Annotated in this window: 20 protein-coding genes, 1 other RNA gene and 1 riboswitch; of the genes, 8 read left to right on the plus strand and 13 right to left on the minus strand. The window is 59.0% G+C overall.

The features are described from left to right. Positions 1–229 precede the first annotated feature (229 nt). A complete protein-coding gene (pdxR, locus tag AC2FLZ_RS10605; protein ID WP_496882170.1) occupies positions 230–1,690 on the minus strand; it encodes a MocR-like pyridoxine biosynthesis transcription factor PdxR in 1,461 nt (486 codons plus the stop codon). Positions 1,691–1,823: 133 nt separating this feature from the next. Here pdxR and AC2FLZ_RS10610 point away from each other — a divergent pair, with 133 nt between their 5' ends. Next, a complete protein-coding gene (locus AC2FLZ_RS10610; protein ID WP_480624228.1) occupies positions 1,824–2,132 on the plus strand; it encodes an ArsR/SmtB family transcription factor in 309 nt (102 codons plus the stop codon). Further along, positions 2,125–3,156: a permease gene (locus AC2FLZ_RS10615; protein ID WP_496882171.1), complete on the plus strand. Its 1,032-nt coding sequence runs from the start codon at positions 2,125–2,127 to the stop codon at positions 3,154–3,156. The genes AC2FLZ_RS10610 and AC2FLZ_RS10615 overlap by 8 nt, the downstream gene beginning before the upstream one ends. A 55-nt stretch (positions 3,157–3,211) precedes the next feature. Here AC2FLZ_RS10615 and AC2FLZ_RS10620 read toward each other — a convergent pair whose 3' ends face one another. Both AC2FLZ_RS10620 and AC2FLZ_RS10625 read right to left on the minus strand, forming a co-directional pair. Continuing rightward, the gene (locus AC2FLZ_RS10620) at positions 3,212–3,601 is read right to left on the minus strand and encodes a hypothetical protein (protein ID WP_480474103.1); all 390 of its coding nucleotides are present in this window, start codon (positions 3,599–3,601) and stop codon (positions 3,212–3,214) included. 51 nt (positions 3,602–3,652) lie between these two features. Further along, positions 3,653–4,414 (minus strand): DUF1013 domain-containing protein, encoded by a 762-nt coding sequence (locus tag AC2FLZ_RS10625; protein WP_480520957.1) that lies wholly within the window; start codon positions 4,412–4,414, stop codon positions 3,653–3,655. A 130-nt stretch (positions 4,415–4,544) separates the two neighbouring features. On the opposite strand from AC2FLZ_RS10625, the gene AC2FLZ_RS10630 reads away from it, so the two are divergent. Next, positions 4,545–5,174, plus strand: coding sequence for a ribonuclease T2 family protein (locus AC2FLZ_RS10630; RefSeq protein WP_480555815.1), 630 nt, complete (start codon positions 4,545–4,547; stop codon positions 5,172–5,174). Here AC2FLZ_RS10630 and AC2FLZ_RS10635 read toward each other — a convergent pair. The 5 genes from AC2FLZ_RS10635 to AC2FLZ_RS10655 form a co-directional block, all read right to left on the minus strand. After that, positions 5,171–5,659 (minus strand): hypothetical protein, encoded by a 489-nt coding sequence (locus AC2FLZ_RS10635; RefSeq protein ID WP_480555816.1) that lies wholly within the window; start codon positions 5,657–5,659, stop codon positions 5,171–5,173. The genes AC2FLZ_RS10630 and AC2FLZ_RS10635 overlap by 4 nt on opposite strands. Positions 5,660–5,796: 137 nt before the next feature. Then, entirely contained in the window at positions 5,797–6,360 is a 564-nt protein-coding gene (locus tag AC2FLZ_RS10640) for a histidine phosphatase family protein (RefSeq protein WP_480555817.1), read from the minus strand. An 81-nt stretch (positions 6,361–6,441) separates the two neighbouring features. Then, entirely contained in the window at positions 6,442–7,035 is a 594-nt protein-coding gene (recR, locus tag AC2FLZ_RS10645) for a recombination mediator RecR (RefSeq protein WP_480555818.1), read from the minus strand. A gap of 61 nt (positions 7,036–7,096) precedes the next feature. Further along, a complete protein-coding gene (locus AC2FLZ_RS10650; RefSeq protein ID WP_209507712.1) occupies positions 7,097–7,450 on the minus strand; it encodes a YbaB/EbfC family nucleoid-associated protein in 354 nt (117 codons plus the stop codon). A 189-nt stretch (positions 7,451–7,639) separates the two neighbouring features. Further along, positions 7,640–9,403 carry a DNA polymerase III subunit gamma/tau gene (locus AC2FLZ_RS10655; protein ID WP_496882172.1) on the minus strand — a complete coding sequence of 588 codons (1,764 nt, stop codon included), beginning with the start codon at positions 9,401–9,403 and terminating at the stop codon, positions 7,640–7,642. 172 nt (positions 9,404–9,575) lie between these two features. Between AC2FLZ_RS10655 and AC2FLZ_RS10660 the strand changes: the two genes are divergently transcribed. Then, positions 9,576–10,088 carry a protein-tyrosine phosphatase family protein gene (locus tag AC2FLZ_RS10660; RefSeq protein ID WP_480488864.1) on the plus strand — a complete coding sequence of 171 codons (513 nt, stop codon included), beginning with the start codon at positions 9,576–9,578 and terminating at the stop codon, positions 10,086–10,088. Here AC2FLZ_RS10660 and AC2FLZ_RS10665 read toward each other — a convergent pair. Then, complete coding sequence (locus tag AC2FLZ_RS10665) at positions 10,080–10,487, minus strand: hypothetical protein (protein ID WP_480520948.1); 408 nt, start codon at positions 10,485–10,487, stop codon at positions 10,080–10,082. The two genes, AC2FLZ_RS10660 and AC2FLZ_RS10665, sit on opposite strands and share 9 nt — an antisense overlap. 91 nt (positions 10,488–10,578) lie before the next feature. Beyond that, positions 10,579–10,797: riboswitch (cobalamin riboswitch) on the minus strand. Positions 10,798–10,930: 133 nt separating this feature from the next. On the opposite strand from AC2FLZ_RS10665, the gene AC2FLZ_RS10670 reads away from it, so the two are divergent. Then, a complete protein-coding gene (locus tag AC2FLZ_RS10670) occupies positions 10,931–11,788 on the plus strand; it encodes an alpha/beta hydrolase family protein (RefSeq protein WP_496811999.1) in 858 nt (285 codons plus the stop codon). A gap of 36 nt (positions 11,789–11,824) precedes the next feature. Here the strand turns inward: AC2FLZ_RS10670 and rsgA are convergent, their stop codons facing one another. From rsgA to AC2FLZ_RS10685, 3 genes are all read right to left on the minus strand, one after another. Further along, complete coding sequence (rsgA, locus tag AC2FLZ_RS10675; protein WP_480520944.1) at positions 11,825–12,853, minus strand: ribosome small subunit-dependent GTPase A; 1,029 nt, start codon at positions 12,851–12,853, stop codon at positions 11,825–11,827. 158 nt (positions 12,854–13,011) lie between these two features. Next, positions 13,012–13,110, minus strand: an RNA gene (gene ffs / locus AC2FLZ_RS10680) — signal recognition particle sRNA small type. Between the two features lie 39 nt (positions 13,111–13,149). Next, positions 13,150–15,018 (minus strand): bifunctional 2',3'-cyclic-nucleotide 2'-phosphodiesterase/3'-nucleotidase, encoded by a 1,869-nt coding sequence (locus AC2FLZ_RS10685; RefSeq protein ID WP_496882173.1) that lies wholly within the window; start codon positions 15,016–15,018, stop codon positions 13,150–13,152. Positions 15,019–15,201: 183 nt separating this feature from the next. Here AC2FLZ_RS10685 and nudC point away from each other — a divergent pair, with 183 nt between their 5' ends. From nudC to AC2FLZ_RS10700, 3 genes are read left to right on the plus strand one after another with little or no spacing between them, the layout of a single operon-like run. Next, positions 15,202–16,185 carry an NAD(+) diphosphatase gene (nudC, locus tag AC2FLZ_RS10690; RefSeq protein WP_480555823.1) on the plus strand — a complete coding sequence of 328 codons (984 nt, stop codon included), beginning with the start codon at positions 15,202–15,204 and terminating at the stop codon, positions 16,183–16,185. Positions 16,186–16,224: 39 nt separating this feature from the next. Next, positions 16,225–16,692, plus strand: a complete 468-nt coding sequence (locus AC2FLZ_RS10695; protein WP_480474091.1) for an SRPBCC family protein — start codon at positions 16,225–16,227, stop codon at positions 16,690–16,692. Next, positions 16,682–17,197 (plus strand): GNAT family N-acetyltransferase, encoded by a 516-nt coding sequence (locus AC2FLZ_RS10700; protein WP_480624219.1) that lies wholly within the window; start codon positions 16,682–16,684, stop codon positions 17,195–17,197. Before AC2FLZ_RS10695 ends, AC2FLZ_RS10700 begins: the two co-directional genes overlap by 11 nt. Before the next feature lie 118 nt (positions 17,198–17,315). Here AC2FLZ_RS10700 and AC2FLZ_RS10705 read toward each other — a convergent pair whose 3' ends face one another. Continuing rightward, a complete protein-coding gene (locus tag AC2FLZ_RS10705; RefSeq protein WP_480495966.1) occupies positions 17,316–18,149 on the minus strand; it encodes a prephenate dehydratase in 834 nt (277 codons plus the stop codon). Positions 18,150–18,166: the final 17 nt, after the last annotated feature.

Raw genomic sequence — 18,166 nt, forward strand, 5'->3', positions numbered from 1 at the left:
AGGTCCGAAATCGGCATCATCGCCGAGCCAATGATCCCAAACGCATGCTCAATTCCATGCATCTGCAAAACCTTAACAAAGGCCTCTTCCGTCGTCATCTTCATAGGGGTGCTCTCCAAGCAAGAGTGAGGAAACCGGGCACCGGGGCCCGGGGGTTGATATGGTTTTGGCGTAAGGGTGCGACCTGCGTTAGGGCCAGACGCGTCTGCGGAATATGTCCAGTGCGATCTCAGGCAGACCGGATGGCTTCCGCGATAAGTTCAACGCCGGGGCCTATGCGGTTGGTCGAAATAGAAGAGTACCCGAGGCGGTAGAAATTCTGTGGCCTGTCGGACCCCGAGAAAAACGGAGCACCTGGTTCGATATGAACACTCTGGTTCTGTAGCTTTAGCGCAAGCTGCGTTGTGTTGACGTGCTCAGGGGCCGACATCCACATTGAAGAGCCGCCCATTACACCCCGCCCGGCCACTGTCAGCCCGCTTTCCTCGATGGCTTTGTCCATCGCATCGCGCCGCTCTTGCAGGGCTTTCGACATACGTCGGATCTGCGCGTCGTAATGGCCCAATGACAGAAAATACGCTGCCGTGCGCTGAATATGACCCGGTGGGTGGCGCAGAACCAACGAGCGAAGCGCACGTGCTTCGCGGATGAACGGCTCGGATCCGACCATATATCCAAGTCGCAATCCCGGGAACAGCGACTTGGAAAAACTGCCCACGTAAATCACGCGCCCATCCCGATCCATGGACTTGAGTGCAGGCGAAGGTGCGCTGCGAAAGGCCATCTCGAATTCGTAGTCGTCCTCGACAACCATTGCATCCAGATCGCGTGCCCGATCCAGTAGCTTGTTGCGGCGGTCGACCGGCATCGTCGCGGTTGTCGGGCTTTGATGGCTGGGGGTGGTAAAGATGACATCCGCTTCGTCGGGGATCGCCTCCGGTGGCAAGCCGTCGCGATCGACGCTCAGGGGCGTCACAGCGCAGTCCCAGTGGTTCAAAAGGCTTCGCAGCGCGTAGTAGCAGGGATCTTCGATTACGGCCGTGCGATTGTGGGTCAGCAAAATGCGAGAGGCCAGCCAAAGCGCGTTCTGCGCGCCCAGGGTGATCAAGATCTCTTCGGGGCGGGCAACGATACCACGGCGCGGCAGGGTGTGGCGCGCGATGAACTCGATCAACAACGGATCATCCTGATCCACGTAATCCCCTGTCAGCGAATCGAAGTCCTTATGCCCCAATGCGCGAACCGCACACAATCTCCAGTTGGCGTGATCAAACAGGGTCCGGTCGGCCTGACCGTAGATGAACGGATAGCGGTATTCGCGCCAGTTGCTGGGTTTCGGCAGGACGTCGCTGTCCAGAAAGCGGCGCGCCAGTGCCCTGTCCCAGTCGACAGATTCCGTGCCGCGCTGCACGGGCGAGTATTTGGGCGGAACCGGCGCGTTTTGCGAGACATAATATCCTGACCGGCCCTTTGCCGTCAGATAATCATTGGCCAGCAACTCGGTATAAGCCAGCGTCACCGTGATGCGGCTGACACCCAGATGTGCGGCCAGCTTTCGCGAGGATGGCAGTTTTTCCCCGACATGAAAGCGACCGGACAGAATGCCCTCTGCAATCATCTGCTGGATTTGGGCCTGCAACGTACCCTGACCGTTGAGCTCAAGAAAGAATGTTTCGACCGATATCCCCATGCCTGCTTATAGGTTGGACTTAAGGCGGGGGCAATCTGGACTTACAGTGCCATGGAAAATTTTCCCAAGGTGGGTTGACCAGGATCTTTTATAAAACTAAAAAACTAGAAATCTAGTTTAATGGAGGCGACTCATGTGGGAAACCGCTGCTGCCGGATTTTCCGCCATGGGCTCGGAAGCCCGGCTGAAAGTTCTCAAGACACTGGTGCGGGCTGGTGAGGCCGGTCTGACTGTTGGCGAAATCCAGAACCGGACGGGGATTGCCCCGTCGACTTTGGCGCACCACCTGCGGTTTCTTGCAGCCGGAGGTGTGGTTGAGCAGGAAAAGATCGGTCGCACCACGATCAACCGGGCCTGTTATGACGAATTGAAGACGCTGGCGCAGTTCATTCTCAGCGAATGCTGCGCTGACGCGTTTGGAAAGGCGGCCAACGATGGCTGAATTGACGCAATCCCCCCGACTGACCGCTAAAGGTGCGCTTGAGATAATCAAGACGCCCTGGGCATTGATCGTCGTCATTCTTGTGGTGGTGGCCGTTCTCGACCCCGGCAACCTGCGTGAGGTTGTGAGTTTTGCAGTCAGGGCTTTGGCGCATACTGGACAATACATCCTGTTTGCCGTGCTTCTGTTGTCATATCTCAAGGCGACAGGGGCCGAGGTGATGGTGGCGCGCGCTTTTGAAGGGCGCGAGACCCGGATGATCTTTCTGGCCGCCCTGTTCGGCGGCCTCGCACCATTTTGTTCTTGCGAAGTCATTCCCTTTATTGCGGGCTTGCTTGCACTCGGAGCGCCGCTGTCGGCCGTGATGGCGTTCTGGCTCAGCTCGCCATTGATCGACCCGCCGACGCTTTTGATTACGGCAGCCGCGCTGGGATGGCCCTTTGCGATCGGCAAGGCGGTTGCCGCCGTTGCGCTTGGCCTCTTCGGCGGGTTCGCGGTTCGGTTGCTGATGCGGCAGGGGGCGTTTGCACAGCCCTTGCGCGAATACAAGCCTGCAGGGTGCTGCGGATGTGGTCCGAAAGCGGATGACACGCCGGTCTGGAAGTTCTGGCAAGAGCCTGAACGCCGGGTTCGGTTCCGTTCGGAATTCGCACACAACGGGCTGTTCCTGCTCAAGTGGCTGGCACTGGCCTATGTGCTCGAGGCGCTTTTGGTCAACTATGTGCCTGCGGACCTCATCGCTGGCGTCGTTGGCGGAGAAGGCGTGCTGCCGATCATCGTTGCCGCACTGGTGGGGATGCCAGCCTATCTGAATTCCTATGTCGCGCCGCCGCTGCTGGCAGGTCTGATCGATCAGGGCATGACCGCGGGGGCTGCGATGTCGTTCATGGTTGCGGGTGCCGTCAGTTCCATTCCGGCGATGGCCGCAGTCTGGTCATTGGTCAAACCACGCGTGTTTGCCGCCTACCTGAGCCTTGGCGTGGGGGGCGCAATAATCGCAGGCATCATCTTTCAGGTCGTATGAACGAAAAAGCCGCCCGGCGTCATCATAGGCGGCTTTGTTTGGTCTGAATTCTTGATCAACCGGACTCGCAGAGACGGGGCAGTTTGAACCGATACCGGGCTTCACCGCTTTTCACGTAGATGCGTTTTTCCACGCAGGCCGTCGTTCCTACGGTTTTTGAAATCTGCGATTCGGTCGACGTGATCGACGTGGCCGATCCATCGGGCAGGCGAACCGAGGCTACGACGCCGTTCTTCAGGTCCCCGTTCACCGGCGTTGCGGACAGAACCGGTACGATCAGGAAAGCCTCGTGCTCATGTTCGCCTTCGTCCCCCAGCAGAAACAAGGTGGTGACGATGGCGATCATGACAACACCACCCGCCAGACCCAGCCCCCATGTCCTGAGAAAGGCATAGATCGTTACGGCGCGGTGCGGACCGAAAATCGCGGAAAGAATGCTCAGCATGACAAGTCCGTCAAAAAAGCCCCAGCCGTTCCGACCGGGGCTGATTGTCTGTTACAAACGAGGATCATCCTCGTCTTCATCATCCGCCCCGCCTTTGGGCAGGTTGAAGAAACTGTCGGCGTCGATGATAGGCTCGTCGTCTTTTTCATCCGACCGGTCATCGGACAGCGAGAAGGTTTCCAGACCTTCAATCGCAGTCGGGATTTTCGGCGCGGCGTCCATTTCCAGCGACTGCTCGGTCGAAACCAGCTTGCGGCGCTCGTCATCGCTCATCACGCCGCCTTCGGCCGCTTTCTTGGCTGCGGCCTTCTGCACGATCGCATCCAGTTCGGACTGTTTGCACAGGCCCAACGCAACCGGGTCGATCGGCTGCATGTTCGAGATGTTCCAGTGCGTGCGCTCGCGGATCGACTGGATGGTCGGCTTGGTGGTGCCAACCAGCTTGGCGATCTGGCCGTCGCTGAGTTCGGGGTGGAACTTGACCAGCCACAGGATCGAGTTCGGACGGTCCTGACGCTTGGACAGCGGGGTATAACGCGGGCCACGGCGCTTTTCTTCGCCGGATGCCGCCGGGTTGAACTTGAGCTTCAGCTTGTGCAGGTGGTTGTTCTGCGCGGCGTCGATCTCATCCTGGGTCAGCTGGTTGTTTGCGATTGGGTCAAAGCCCTTTACGCCTGCGGCCACATCACCATCGGCGATGCCCTGCACTTCCAGTTCGTGCATCCCTACGAAATCCGCGATCTGCTTGAAGCTGATCGTGGTGTTGTCCACCAGCCATACGGCGGTTGCCTTGGCCATAAGCGGTTTTGCCATCAGCCCGTCTCCTATACATACATCTTTCCCGTCGCCGGAATTCGGCGGCCCCTTGGTTTTGGGGCAGGTTTCCGTTGTCGGGGAACTTGGCCCGTATATAGTCGCCACGCAGCAAGAAGGGAAGAGGCGAATGCGCTGGGTCGTATTGTGGGTTTTCAGCGCGATGGTAGCGCTGGCCGATGGTGAAAAAGCGGGTGAGTTCGACTATTACGTCTTGTCGCTTAGCTGGTCGCCCAATTGGTGCGCCCGGGAAGGGGACGCGCGCGGGTCAGACCAATGTGACGACCGGCACGACCACGGATGGATCCTGCACGGGCTCTGGCCGCAATTTCATCAGGGCTGGCCATCCTTCTGCCGCTCACCCGAGGCGCCGCCATCGCGCCGCATGACGCGGGAAATGGAAGATATTCAGGGTAGTGCTGGCCTTGCATGGCATCAGTGGAAGAAACACGGCACCTGTTCGGGGCTATCTGCGCCCGACTATTTCGCCCTGTCCCGGCGTGCCTATGATGCGGTCGAACGCCCGCAGCTCTTCCGCAAGCTGGACGCATCCGTCAAACTGCCGGCTTCGGTGGTTGAGGATGCGTTTTTGAAGGCCAATCCGGGGCTTGAGCGCGATATGATCACGGTCACCTGCAAAAAGGGCTATATCGAAGAGGTCCGCCTGTGCCTGTCGCGCGATCTTGATCCGGTGCCATGCGGCCGCGATGTGATCCGCGACTGCACCGCCAAGGACGCGCTGTTCGATCCGATTCGTTAAAGTTTTTTGTTCTGGCAGTCCCGCGCATAGTCCAGCGCCTTGGCGGTGCCTTTCAGATCAATCGCCATCACCACCTCACCTGCGGGATTGTAAACCGTCATCGTCTTGTTCTGGGCAATCGCGGTGACGAAATTCCGGTCGGTGAAAAAAACCGTCGCACCGGGCACTTTGCGTTCATTGAACCCGATAGCGGTTGCATCAAAGCTCTTGCCGTCCAGTTCGAACCGGATGGGATAGCTTTTACCCTGTTCAATATTGCCCCAGGCCTTGTTGTAAACGGCGAAGTACCCGCGATTATCCAATGCGTCATAGCCCAGCCGCACGACCGAGAGGTCCTGATAGACCGTCTGGATCAGACACCCGTTTCCAAGCGCGGGGTCCATCATGATGTTCCAGCCTTCGACAAAGCCCTTGTCGACCAGTTCCTGCGACAGGGCAGCGGTTGCGGTGAAGGCGGCGAAGGTAAAGGCGAGAAGGCGGGTCATGGGCGGCTCCAAATAAATCGCTGAATTTACCCATCCTTAGAGTAGTTCGATGGTCATCCAAAGTCGCTTTTTTATCACCGTGACTGTTCTGGCAACGATGATGAGTGCAACATGAGTTCCGAACCCAAACCATTTGCTCAGGTCACTATGGTTTCAACTCCGTTTGAAAGATGAAACACGCAACCCTGAGTTCGCGGTAGCTGTAGCAAATTGTCCAGATCGAGACCCAACCAAAGCCCTCTTAGCACCAAAGACGTGACGCCGTGGGTTACTATGATCGAAGGCTCATCTTGTTCCTTCAGAAATGAGTGTACTCTATCGTAGATATCATCGAAGCTTTCCCCACCCGGGCTGCGGAAGAACCAATGATAGCTTTCATAGGAACAATCGATTTGCTCTCGGATGAAATCACGCGTTGCGCCTTCCCATTGCCCAAACGCGATTTCCATAAGCCGTTCATCATATATCAACTCATGATGAGGCGTCGTTGCTAAGCGGGCGGTATGCACTGCTCTCTCTTGCGGGCTGACGAAAACGCGCGAAGGTGCATTCGGTATTCGCCTGAGTATCTCATTTTGCTTACGGGCCTGAGACTTGCCAATTTCCGTCAACGGGGAATTCATGCGCCCTTGGAACTTCCCGAATGTGTTCCATTCCGTTTCGCCATGTCGCAGTACAATAAGATCTGGATATTTGTGCAATATATGTACCTGAATTGAATACCGTTGGAGACGCCGTTCTTGCTGACTCTTTTTTAGGGACGTTGATTTATAAATGCTGACCTAAATTTCCTTACGCGCCCTGAGCGCCGCCGTAATCGTCCCATCATCCAGATAATCCAACTCTCCGCCGATGGGCACGCCTTGCGCCAGTGAGGTCAGGCGCACCTGACCTTCCAGCTGGTCCGCGATGTAATGGGCGGTGGTCTGACCGTCGACAGTGGCGTTCAGGGCAAGGATCACTTCGGTGATCCCTTCGGCCAGAACCCGATCCCTGAGGCGGGGAATGCGCAGTTCGTCGGGGCCGATGCCGTCCAGTGCGGACAGCGTGCCACCCAGCACGTGATAGCGGCCTTTGAAGACCCCTGACCGCTCCATCGCCCAGAGGTCGGCGACGTCCTCGACCACGCAGAGTTCGCCGGTCGCTCGGGCCTCGCTATTGCAGATGTCACAGATATCCGTGGTGCCCACGTTGCCGCAATTCAGGCATTCGCGGGCGGTGATGGCCACTTGCTGCATGGCGTCTGACAGGGGCGTCAGAAGCAGAGCGCGTTTGCGGATCAGATGCAGCACTGCACGGCGGGCCGAGCGCGGGCCGAGCCCCGGCAGTTTGGCCATCAGGTCGATCAGATTGTCGATTTCGCTGTTCGTGCCCATGGCCTGCCCTGCTTTGCACCGGAGGGAGCCTCCGGCGGGAGTATTTGGGAAAAGATGAAGCTCAGAACGGTAGCTTGATGTCCTTCGGCAGGCCCATGCTTTCGGTCAGCTTGCCCATTTCTTCCTGTGAACGTTCGGCAGCTTTAGCCTGAGCGTCCTTGATGGCGGCCAGGATCAGGTCTTCGACCACTTCCTTGTCGTCGCCGTTGAATATCGACGGATCGATGTCCAGCCCCTTGAGTTCACCCTTGGCTGTGGCCGTTGCCTTGACCAGCCCCGCACCGGATTCGCCGACAACCATCATGTTGTTCAGCTCTTCCTGCATTTCGGTCATCTTGGTTTGCAGGTCTTGTGCGGATTTCATCATCTTGGCCATGTCGCCCAGTCCGCCAAGCCCGCCGAGTCCTTTCAGCATCAGTCGTCTCCTGTGTTTCTGTTTGGTTCTAAATACGGACCGCAGGCAGGCGGCACAAGAGGTCTCCCGCCTGTCCTGATCAGAGCGTCGCCGACCGATCAGTCATGCGCCTGCATTCCCACCCTCAGTTGTATCGTGGAGGGGCGTGAGTATGCCGGTTTCTTGAAACTTGGACCCACAAGCTTAGGGCTAATCCTCTTCGAAGGGGTCCCATTCATCTTCGACTTCGGGAAGGGCCTCAGTCTCAACCTTGGCGGCACGCTGTTCAGGTGTTTCGATCCTTATGATCCTCGCCTTGGGGAACTGCGTCAGCACGGCCTGAACCAGCGGGTGTTCTTCGGCCTCGGCTTTCAGGGCCAGTTCGGCCCGGTCCCGCACTTCCGCGATGGTCGCGGCATCCCCGTCCGAGACAATGGAGACGGCCCACCGATTGCCAGTCCAGCGTTGCAGGGCAGAGCCCAATCGCGACGCCAGATCCGACGGTGCCTGAGGCGTCGGGGTGAATTCGATCCGGCCGGGCTGGTACGACACAAGGCGCATGCCGCTTTCCACCTCGACAAGCAGTTTCACATCGCGGTTTGTGCGGATCAGTTCCACCACATGCCCGAAGGTTGGATAGCGGGCCAGGGCCGTCTGGGCATCCTGCGCCAGCGCGGCAACCGGTGCGCCACCCGCGCCGCGCGGGGGCGATGCATAGGCAGGCGGCGGGGTCGCGTTGGATTGCGTTGCCACCGGGGCCTGCCGGGACATTGACATGCCCCCGCCCGGCCCGCCGGGTGGCGAAGGTGGGGCGTCTTGCAGCCGTTTGATCAGCTCTTCGGGGCTGGGCAAATCGGCGACATGCGTCAGTCGGATAACAGCCATTTCGGCGGCCATCATCGCGTTGGGCGCGGCAGAGACTTCCTCCAGCGCCTGCAGCAGCATTTGCCACATCCGGGTCAGAACCCGCATCGGCAAGGCCTCGGCCATGTGCTGGCCCCGTGTGCGTTCGTCGGGGGAAACCGTCGGGTCCTGGGCCGCGTCAGGTGTGATCTTTACGACGGACACCCAATGCGTGATTTCGGCCAGATCGCGCAGCACGGCCAGAGGGTCCGCGCCTTCCGCATATTGTCCGCTCAGTTCAGTGAGCGCCCCTGCCGCGTCACCGCGCAGGATCATGTCCATCAGGTCCAGAACACGACCACGATCCGCCAGACCCAGCATCGCACGGACCTGATCGGCGGTCGTCTCGCCAGCCCCGTGTGAAATCGCCTGATCCAGCAGTGAGGTCGCGTCCCGGGCCGACCCTTCTGCAGCGCGGGTGATCAGCGCCAGCGCATCGTCGGCGATCTGCGCGCTCTCGGCCCCGGCGATCTTGCGCAGCAGGCCGATCATGTCTTCGGGCTCGATCCGGCGCAGGTCAAAGCGCTGACACCGCGACAGAACCGTGACCGGCACTTTGCGAATCTCGGTGGTCGCGAAGATGAATTTCACATGTGCGGGCGGTTCCTCGAGCGTCTTGAGCAGCGCGTTGAATGCGCTGGTCGAGAGCATGTGAACCTCGTCGACGATGTAGATCTTGTAGCGCGCGCTGGCTGCGCGATAGCGGACACTGTCGATGATCTCGCGGATATCGCTGACGCCGGTACGGCTGGCGGCATCCATTTCCATCACATCGACATGGCGGCCTTCCATGATCGCGATGCAATGCTCGCACTGACCGCAAGGCTCTGTTGTCGGCCCTCCGGTTCCATCCGGTCCGATACAGTTCATGCCCTTGGCGATGATCCGTGCCGTGGTGGTTTTACCCGTTCCGCGAATGCCGGTCATGACAAAGGCCTGCGCAATCCGGTCGGCTTCAAAAGCGTTTTTCAGGGTGCGCACCATGGCATCCTGACCCACCAGGTCGGCAAAGGTTTCCGGGCGGTATTTGCGGGCGAGAACCTGATAGGCGGGGCTGGGCGTGTCTGTCATGTCTACTCGCTCGGATTCGGTGCTTCGGCACAGCGTAGTGGCGGCGGCAGTCCGCGTCCACTGTGGGGCGTGATGATTTTTTGTTTCAGAAACGGGCTGGTTTCCAACTAAACTGGTCCAGCGGATTTAATGGCTCATTTCTTAAAGAGTACCTTGGGGGAGGACGCACTTCATGTCGCAGCTGGTCATTTTTGCTCTGCAGGTCGGAGGCGGAACGCTTGCCCTTACTTCAATGCCCGGGCGTGGCGGGGATTACGTCGGCGATCTGGATATGATTGCGGCGTGGAAACCGGGCCTTGTGATTTCAATGACGACGGATGTTGAAATGCTTCAGGATGGCGCGCAGCACTTTGGCAGCGACATCCAAAGCCGTGCCAGCCGGTGGGTTCACCTGCCGATCGAAGATTTTGGAGCACCGACGCAGGCGGTTCAGAAGGCCTGGCCAGAGGTCAGCGCCACGGCCCGACATGCGCTGTCGGGCGGTGGCCGGGTTCTTGTGCATTGCCGTGGGGGGTGCGGCAGATCCGGGATGATTGTTCTGCGACTGATGGTTGAATGCGGTGAACGCGCCAGCGACGCACTGGACCGCCTGCGGGCCGTGCGCCCCTGCGCTGTCGAAACCGATGCGCAGCTGGCCTGGGCGTCCCGGATCACCCCGGCACAGGTGGAAGTGGGATCAAGCTGACAGCTGCTGGGGTGCGTAGCCGGTTTTCCGAGGCCGGATCGTTGAAACCTCGATCATGGCGCAAGGCGGGTTCGCGACAATGCCCGAGGGCAGCGTGCTGAATGTAGGTCCGAAGATCAAATCGGCATAGGCATCAAGGTCCCGAATTGCCGTATCAGGGTGCGCCCCGCAGAAAACGCGAACGCTGTCGGATCGCGCTCGGATCGTTGCCATGCACCCTTCCGCGCAATGTGATAGCGCGCTGCTGCCTTCAAATTCGAAATCCTCGCTGGTGGCCGAAACCGCCTGCGCCATGGCTTCGGAAATCGAGCGGGCCAGTCGCGCCAAAGCCGGGCAGGTTTTGCCCGTCCGCTGGCACACTGTTGCGCTGTATTCGTGTGACTTTGTCTTCCAGATCATCCTGCGCCCTCCGCGCGTGGTGGGCTGGAATATTGGGGCAGGTGGGACAGCATTTCGCCGTCAGGACCTGCCCGGACACCCCGCCCGAGTTTCGGTTTCAGTTCCGATGGCAGGTCTCCTGACTTGCGGGTCATTGCTCTGCCGACCTTCCCAGCCCATAGGCCAGTGGTATTTCGGCATTGCTTAACGCTTACAGTTGCGGGGGCAGTCGCGGACTTGGTTGATGCCTGCGTGACCAGACAAACCGCACCGTGTTCCCTTTTCATCCCGACCTCTTGTGGGGGCCGGAAACCATCACACAACCGCTAGCGTCTGATCGCGTTCCGAGTCAAGCCGATCTTTAGGCCGGACGTTTGGTCATGCTGGATGCGGTTTACGTTCCGGCCTAGTGTCGTCAGCATCGAAGGCAGGCAAACCGATTGTTTCAGCGAAAGCCGGGAATCATGTTGGATACGGAACAGACGGTGTTGATCGAAGATTTCCGCTTTCCGTCAGGGTCCGTGACCTTGTCGGCGCGGTTGCATCGGCCAGTGGGTGAGCCGGAAACCGTTGTCGTGCTGAACAGTGCCACAGGCGTGCCGCGTGACTATTATCAACACTTCGCGCGATGGCTGGCTACCGAGCGGGGGATAGCTTGCCTGACCTATGACTATCGGGACTACGGGCTTTCTTTGGTCGGTCGCCTGAAAGACGCAACTGCAACAATGGCGGATTGGGCATTGATCGACATGCCAGCGGCACGGGCCGAATTGCGCAGGCGATTTCCTAAGGCGCAGCACTGGACCATTGGCCATTCGGTCGGTGCGATGCTGGGGCCGGTGCAGCCGGATATCAACCAGATCGACCGTATGATCTGTGTGTGTTCGGGGCTGGTGACTTTGAAAGATCACCCATGGCCCTATCGGGGGTTGGCGGGGCTGTTTTGGTATGGCCATGCACCGCTGATGGTGCGGGCGCTTGGCTATCTGCCTGGCAAAGCAATCGGGTTTGGCTCGGACCTGCCAGCCTCGGTATACTGGCAATGGCGCAAATGGTGCACAGCTCCTCTTAGCTACGTTCCCGAGATCGGGCAGAATTTGCCTGATGCGCATTGGGGCAGTTCTGGAACAGCTGTGGATCTGTTCACGTTCGAAGACGACCAGATGGTTCCGCCCGAGGCGGTTTGGCGCCTTGCCGATCTGTATGGCCCCGGGGCCAGACGCCACCTTCTGAAGCCTGCCGAATTTGGGCTGCCGGAGATTGGTCACATAGGCGCATTTGCCCGGCGCAATGCAGCGGTCTGGCCGCGCCTGATCGCCTGATCAGACGCGACGCAGGTTTTCCATAACACCTTGCAGCTATGGCCGTTTGCGAAGCTTCTTGTCCTGCATGACACCGCGGACCATCTTGCCGAACGCCTTGTCCCGCGCCCGCGATTGCGCAACGGTTTCCGAGTTTCGCTGATCTTCGCGCCGCAGCTTGCGCCAACGGTCCAGCCGCGCCGGATCAAGAACGCCCTTGCCTATTGCGTTCTGCACGGCACAGCCGGGCTCGGTCTCGTGCTGACAATCCGAAAAGCGGCAGCTTTGGCCAAGCTCTGTGATGTCCGAGAACACGTTGTCGATCCCGTCCTGAGCGTCCAACAAACGCAATGCGCGCATTCCCGGCGTGTCAATCAGCCAGCCACCGTTACCCATCCGGTGCAACGCGCGCACCGTTGTCGTGTGCCTGCCCCGTGCGTCGTCTTCGCGAATTCCAGAGGTGGCGAGGTTTTGATCCGTCATGGCGTTGCTGAGCGTCGTTTTACCCACGCCCGACGACCCGACCAGCGCGCCGGTCTGGCCTTTGGGGCACCATGCCAGAACCTTTTCGATATCTGCCGGGTCCAGCGCATTGATCGCCAGTACCGACAAAAAAGGGTCCAGAGATTGCACTTGTCCCGAGAAACTGCCGGGGTCATCCGACTGGTCAGCTTTCGTCAGGACAACGACAGGATAACATCCGGCCTGATGTGCCAGCGCCAGATAACGTTCCAGCCGGGGCAGGTTGAAATCGGCGTTGCACGAGCTGACGATGAACAACACATCGACATTGGCTGCTATCAGTTGTGTTGCGGCACCTGTACCGGCAGCCCTGCGTTGCAGCAGGCTGCGCCGGTCCAGAATGTGACGCACGCGGTTTTCGGCGTCGGCAAGGACCCAATCCCCAACGGCATATGAACCGGTCGGATTATCCGGTGTCAGCAAAGGGATATCACCATCCGGGCTCAGCCCGATCAGACGGTCCCGATGTACCGATGCGATACGAAAGGGCGTGTCAGAAGGAAAAACCGCATGCTGCGCGGCAAAGTAAGAGGACCATCCCAGGTCCGAAAGCGTATAAGACATTTATCTGCCTGTTTTCAGAAACAGCAATGCCAACGGATGGCAAGCGCGCATCCGCAGGTCGTGTGTTCAGGCAGTCCGGTGATTCCGGTGAATCAGAACCAGTCTGCCCGAAGGGTTTTCACTACAATCATAAAGCCCTCCTGTGGCTGTGGTTCACGAAGTGAGAGGTTGGACATCGACCCAAGCGGGGCTCGTTGTGGCTGCTTCCTTCCGGACCTGACCAGGTTGGCGAGGCGCTCGCCCGCGCCAACCTCTCGAGTCCGGATATAGGGAAGGCAACGGGAAAAGACAACCCGTCAGAGCGTCAGGCGGATGCGTTCAAATCCCCTGCCATCCGAGCCCAGCAACACGGGATCGAACCTGCGCAACTCATCCAAATATTTCGGGGCGCCCGGACCTGTTCGAAGAATTGTTGTCACGCCCCGCTGCGGCATCAGCGAGAACGGGTAGGGCTGCGTGACGATCGGATCGGGCGGAAGGTGCTGCGCCAGGTAATCCCGCACAAGGTCCTTGATGCTCAGCGGTGGCAGGCTGATGAACTCAGACGTTGTCGCATGCGGGAAATGCCCGCCTCCGCTGGCGCGGTAATTGTTCAGCGCCATAACGAACATCTGCTCCGGTCGTACGGGGCGGCCTGCATATGTCAGATCGCTGATCCGCCTGTGGTCTGGATGGATCATTTTCCCCTGCGCATCGTATCGAGGCGGCTGAGTGGGGTCGATCTGATAAGACAGTCCAAACACGATGTCGAAATTGTACCCGGCCCGTTCAGGGTTGATCAGTTCGGGCTCGGAACCGGGCTTTAACTGGTTGAATACGCTGGCCGACATCTCCAACCAGTCCAGCAGATGCGCGCCGCTGATCCGGATTGCGCGCAGCTCGTTGGGAAACACATGCAGATCCGCGACATGGCGCAAACATATTTCTCCGGCGGGTACCTCGGTATAATGGCGGGGGCCTGAGCGCCCGCCGGATTTGGCAGGCGAAACAACCGACAGAATCGGCAGATCCGCCAGGTCTGTTCCCTGCAAAAGCGGGCGCAGTGCGGCGGCTTGCGCCGCAGCTACAAGGTTCAGCCCGCGATCCGGCGCACAGCAACTGAAATAGCTGTGCAATGTATCCGGGATATGTGCCACCGGTGCCGCAACGGATTGACGGGTCATACGATGCGCCACCTCACACAAGCCCGCAATTTCACGGTCTTCCCCGACGGCTGTGCCGTTGCTGATAACCGGGCGCAGTTCGACGCGGCTATCCCGGATTCGCACTTTGCCGTCCAGCCCGGCGGTCACGGCCAAATCGATAACCCCCAGGTAAGAGCCCGCTGATCCCGGCATGACAATGGGCGTTCCATGTACCAGCCCCGTCAGGTGATCGACCATCGGGGTATTGGCGTGGCTCTCTCCTGGAAGTGTCAGGTGGGTGTGCCCGGCCACAATGGCATCGATGCCTTTGATCGCGGCCAGAGGGATCACGGCGTTTTCCATCCCGGCTACCGGCTCGCTGCCCCCAAGGCCGGAATGAGCAAGCACCACGATGATATCACACCCCTCGTCGCGCAATGTCTGCGTCAGGGATTTAGCCGCAAGCAGGATATCCTCGACGACGATATCGTCATCCAGATTATGCGCCTCCCAACAGGTCGTTTGCGGCGGAAGAACCGAGAAGATGCCGATGCGAACGGGAATGTCTTCTCCGTTCAAAGACACGGTGCGGTCCAGAACCATGTGCCGCTGCCAGGGCTGAGGTCCATGCGTGCGATACAGGTTGCTGCAAATAACTGGGCAGGGGGCTTGCGTCAGGATGTTGCCCAATGTCGCCAGCCCGAACCCGAAATCATGGTTGCCCAGCCCGATCGCGTCATAATCCAGGGCTTCGAACGCCGTCATCATCGGATGGGCAGTGCCACTTTTGGCGGCCCAATCGCCCATTGGGGTTCCCTGCAACGAATCCCCGTTGTCCAACATCAGCACCAGCGCGCGTTCGGCCTCTTGTCGGGCAGCGCGGATCAGGCTGGCGGTGCGCGTCAATCCAATCGTCTGGTCTGGCGTGTCGGTGTAATAGTCAAAACCGGTCAGGTTCATATGCAGGTCGGTTGTGGCCAGAATGCGAATTTTCCCACTGTCACCAATGGGCTGTACCTGCGTCGAGGAGGGGATCTTCACTTTGAGTATTCTGCTATTGAATGTGGGTATTGATTAAATCCATCAAAATTCACTCTAGATGATTTTTCCGAGGCCACCATGCGGCTTTTCAGCGGCAGGGTGGTGGATTTTCTGTCCCTGAATAGCCATTGCAACACAGGCCGAGACGTGGCAGCCCTGTGCGCAAGACCAAAAGGAAATCCAATGAAAAACGCAGAGCAGGTAACCTTCGGGGGGTCGGGCCTCGATCGGGCGGCGCAGTATCGCGGAGATGCGAACAAGCTGGCCGAGGCGATGCACAACCCGGCCGCGAAGTGTGTCTTGCTATGGCGCGGAAAACTGCTGGTACAGGGTGAGGGGCTGGACCAGCTTGCGATGATCCCGATGACGCACCCGCTGATTAGCAATGGTCCCGGCGGCGTCATTGAATCCCCGGTGTTTTTGGGTCTGAGCGCTGACAGCGCCCCCGTGTTTGCCGTTGATATTTCCGCATGGACAGCCGAGGGGCTGGATCTGACCAGTCTGGGTGCCTTCGTGGACAAGTCCGAACAACAACACCCTGATTTACCGCAAGGCCACGTGTTTGCCGAACTGCGCCGGATCATGACACGGCTGTCGGCGCGCGATGCGGAACTGGCGGCAACGTCAAAGGCAATAATCGGCTGGCATGAAACACATCGCTATTGCGCACGATGCGGTGCCGCCAGCGAGGTGTCGCAAGGGGGATGGCAGCGCAGTTGCCCGTCCTGTGGCGGGCAGCACTTTCCGCGCACCGATCCGGTTGTGATCATGTTGATCACGCATGGTGACAGCGTGCTGATGGGCCGGTCTCCGGGCTGGCCTGACGGGATGTTCTCCTTGCTGGCGGGATTTGTTGAGCCCGGCGAAACGCTTGAGGCAGCAGTGCGCCGCGAAGTGATGGAAGAGGCGGGCGTGCCGGTGGGTGCGGTTTCGTACCTGTCCAGCCAGCCCTGGCCGTTTCCGGCCTCATTGATGTTTGGGTGTGCAGGTGAGGCGTTGTCACGCGACATCGTGATCGATCCGGTCGAAATAGAAGAGGCGATGTGGGTCAGCAAATCCGAAATGATGCAGGCCTTTGCAGGCGATCATCCTAGGCTATTGCCAGCGCGCAAGGGGGCAGTCGCTCATTTTCTGCTTCAGAACTGGCTTGCAGATACTCTGGACTGAGGAAACATTGGCTCAGTAATTACGACAGCAAAGGTCAGTATGCAGTTTTCAGCGCGCGAAGATATCGAAGCCCCCATCCAATCGGTATTCGACATGGTGTCGGATTTCGAACGGTTCGAGCGTATGGCAATGCGCCGCGGCATCGATGTGCGCCGTTTGGGCGGTGGCGCAGCGGTGACTGCCGGAACCGAGTGGAATACGGAGTTCAAACTGCGCGGAAAGCCGCGTCAGATGTCAGTGGTTATGACAGATTTCGACAGGCCTTCGCAAATGCGATTTGACGCTGCCAGCAAGGGCATTACCGGGTTCACGACCGTGGATTTTCTGGCCCTGTCCCCGCGCCGGACACGCCTGAGCATCGAGATGTCCCTGGCCGCCAAGTCCCTGCCGGCACGGTTGCTGTTGCAATCCATGAAGCTGGGACAGTCGAGGTTTCGCAAACAGTTCCAGGTGCGTCTCAGTGAATTCGCACGCGAGTTGGAGCAGAGGCACCTGCATGGGGGGTAAGACACAAGATCGCGCAGCAGGTGTGAAGGGATCGGACCACCTGAGTTTCAAACCCGCATCCGAAACCGATGCCGAAGGGGTCGCTGGCGTCCTTCACGATCTGGTCCTGGCTGGCAAACGGCGCAAAGCCCACGATGTCGATTTTGCCCTAAGGCACTATATTCGCCATCCAGATCAATTACGATGTACAATCGCCACGGACCCGAATGGTCACGTGCTCGGGTTCCAATCCCTGAAAGATGCGGTCGAAAACAACCCCTACGGCGTGTCAGTGGGGTGGGGCGTGATTGGAACCCATATCCGACCATCAGCCGCCCTGCTTGGGATCGGGCGCGCACTTTTCGCGCACACTCTGGACGCGGCCCTTGCGCGCGGTCTCCCTGCTATCGATGCAACAATTGGCGCAGGCAATACTGAAGGTCTGGCCTATTACGAAGCCATGGGTTTCCGGACGTACCGCACACAAGATGGGTCTGTGTCAAAGGTCTACCGGATTAACCGCTAGAGAGCGACGATTCCAGGCGCAGCGGCACGAGACATGGGGGGCCACCGGCATTGCAAACAGCTTCGAAAAAATGGGCAACAACGAAACAAGCTCAAAGGAATGCCATGGCGAACCGTGATTATCCGCGCGGATGTGCTGCCGGATAGACGCCCAGAACCTCGACATTGGTCGTGAAATGCTCAAGCTCGTCCATGGCCAGCTGCACGTTGCGGTCTTCGGGATGCCCGACAATATCCGCGTAAAACTGCGTCGCGGTGAAGGAGCCGTCGACCATATAGCTTTCCAGCTTGGTCATGTTGATCCCATTGGTGGCAAACCCGCCCATCGCTTTGTAAAGCGCGGCGGGGATGTTGCGGACCTGAAACACAAAGCTGGTGATCATCCCATGATCGCCCCGGCGGGACAAATCCGTTTCGCGCGACATGACAAGAAAGCGGGTCGTGTTGTCGTCATTATCCTCGATATGGCGGGCCAGAACGTTCAGGTTATAGATCTCAGCGGCCAGCTCGCTGGCCAGCGCGGCTGAATGCGGATTGCCTTCCTCAGCCACTTCGCGGGCGGCGCGGGCGTTATCGGGGCTGACGCGGCCGCGAATGCCGTGTTCCTTCAGAAAGCCCGCGCATTGCGGCAGCAGTACCAGATGCGAATGCGCCTCGGTGATGTCTTCCAGTTTTGCACCCGGTACGGCAAGAAGGTTGATGTGCACACGGACAAAGGCCTCATCGATGATATGCAGCCCGCTGTGAGGTAACAGCCGGTGAATATCGGCCACCCGTCCATAGGTCGTGTTCTCGACCGGAAGCATTGCCAGATCCGCAGCACCCGAGCGGACCGATTCGATCACATCCTCGAAAGTGCGGCAGGGCAGGGCTTCCATATCTGGCCGAGCGTTGCGGCAAGCCTCGTGACTGTAGGCGCCGGGTTCCCCCTGAAAGGCAATGCGATTGGTCATTTGGTCGATTCCATGCA

The sequence above is a fragment of the Ruegeria sp. YKSF131 genome (assembly GCF_059612645.1).

What these genes read in the sequence shown, in the direction of transcription:
- AC2FLZ_RS10625 (WP_480520957.1), bottom strand. Translation starts at nt 4,414, where the DNA reads ATGGCAAAACCGCTTATGGCCAAGGCAACCGCCGTATGGCTGGTGGAC.
- AC2FLZ_RS10620 (WP_480474103.1), bottom strand. Translation starts at nt 3,601, where the DNA reads ATGCTGAGCATTCTTTCCGCGATTTTCGGTCCGCACCGCGCCGTAACG.
- AC2FLZ_RS10635 (WP_480555816.1), bottom strand. Translation starts at nt 5,659, where the DNA reads ATGACCCGCCTTCTCGCCTTTACCTTCGCCGCCTTCACCGCAACCGCT.
- rsgA (WP_480520944.1), bottom strand. Translation starts at nt 12,853, where the DNA reads ATGTCTTATACGCTTTCGGACCTGGGATGGTCCTCTTACTTTGCCGCG.
- recR (WP_480555818.1), bottom strand. Translation starts at nt 7,035, where the DNA reads ATGGGCACGAACAGCGAAATCGACAATCTGATCGACCTGATGGCCAAA.
- AC2FLZ_RS10655 (WP_496882172.1), bottom strand. Translation starts at nt 9,403, where the DNA reads ATGACAGACACGCCCAGCCCCGCCTATCAGGTTCTCGCCCGCAAATAC.
- AC2FLZ_RS10650 (WP_209507712.1), bottom strand. Translation starts at nt 7,450, where the DNA reads ATGCTGAAAGGACTCGGCGGGCTTGGCGGACTGGGCGACATGGCCAAG.
- nudC (WP_480555823.1), top strand. Translation starts at nt 15,202, where the DNA reads ATGAAAAACGCAGAGCAGGTAACCTTCGGGGGGTCGGGCCTCGATCGG.
- AC2FLZ_RS10670 (WP_496811999.1), top strand. Translation starts at nt 10,931, where the DNA reads ATGTTGGATACGGAACAGACGGTGTTGATCGAAGATTTCCGCTTTCCG.
- AC2FLZ_RS10695 (WP_480474091.1), top strand. Translation starts at nt 16,225, where the DNA reads ATGCAGTTTTCAGCGCGCGAAGATATCGAAGCCCCCATCCAATCGGTA.
- AC2FLZ_RS10665 (WP_480520948.1), bottom strand. Translation starts at nt 10,487, where the DNA reads ATGATCTGGAAGACAAAGTCACACGAATACAGCGCAACAGTGTGCCAG.
- AC2FLZ_RS10610 (WP_480624228.1), top strand. Translation starts at nt 1,824, where the DNA reads ATGTGGGAAACCGCTGCTGCCGGATTTTCCGCCATGGGCTCGGAAGCC.
- AC2FLZ_RS10700 (WP_480624219.1), top strand. Translation starts at nt 16,682, where the DNA reads ATGGGGGGTAAGACACAAGATCGCGCAGCAGGTGTGAAGGGATCGGAC.
- AC2FLZ_RS10630 (WP_480555815.1), top strand. Translation starts at nt 4,545, where the DNA reads ATGCGCTGGGTCGTATTGTGGGTTTTCAGCGCGATGGTAGCGCTGGCC.
- AC2FLZ_RS10615 (WP_496882171.1), top strand. Translation starts at nt 2,125, where the DNA reads ATGGCTGAATTGACGCAATCCCCCCGACTGACCGCTAAAGGTGCGCTT.
- pdxR (WP_496882170.1), bottom strand. Translation starts at nt 1,690, where the DNA reads ATGGGGATATCGGTCGAAACATTCTTTCTTGAGCTCAACGGTCAGGGT.
- AC2FLZ_RS10705 (WP_480495966.1), bottom strand. Translation starts at nt 18,149, where the DNA reads ATGACCAATCGCATTGCCTTTCAGGGGGAACCCGGCGCCTACAGTCAC.
- AC2FLZ_RS10660 (WP_480488864.1), top strand. Translation starts at nt 9,576, where the DNA reads ATGTCGCAGCTGGTCATTTTTGCTCTGCAGGTCGGAGGCGGAACGCTT.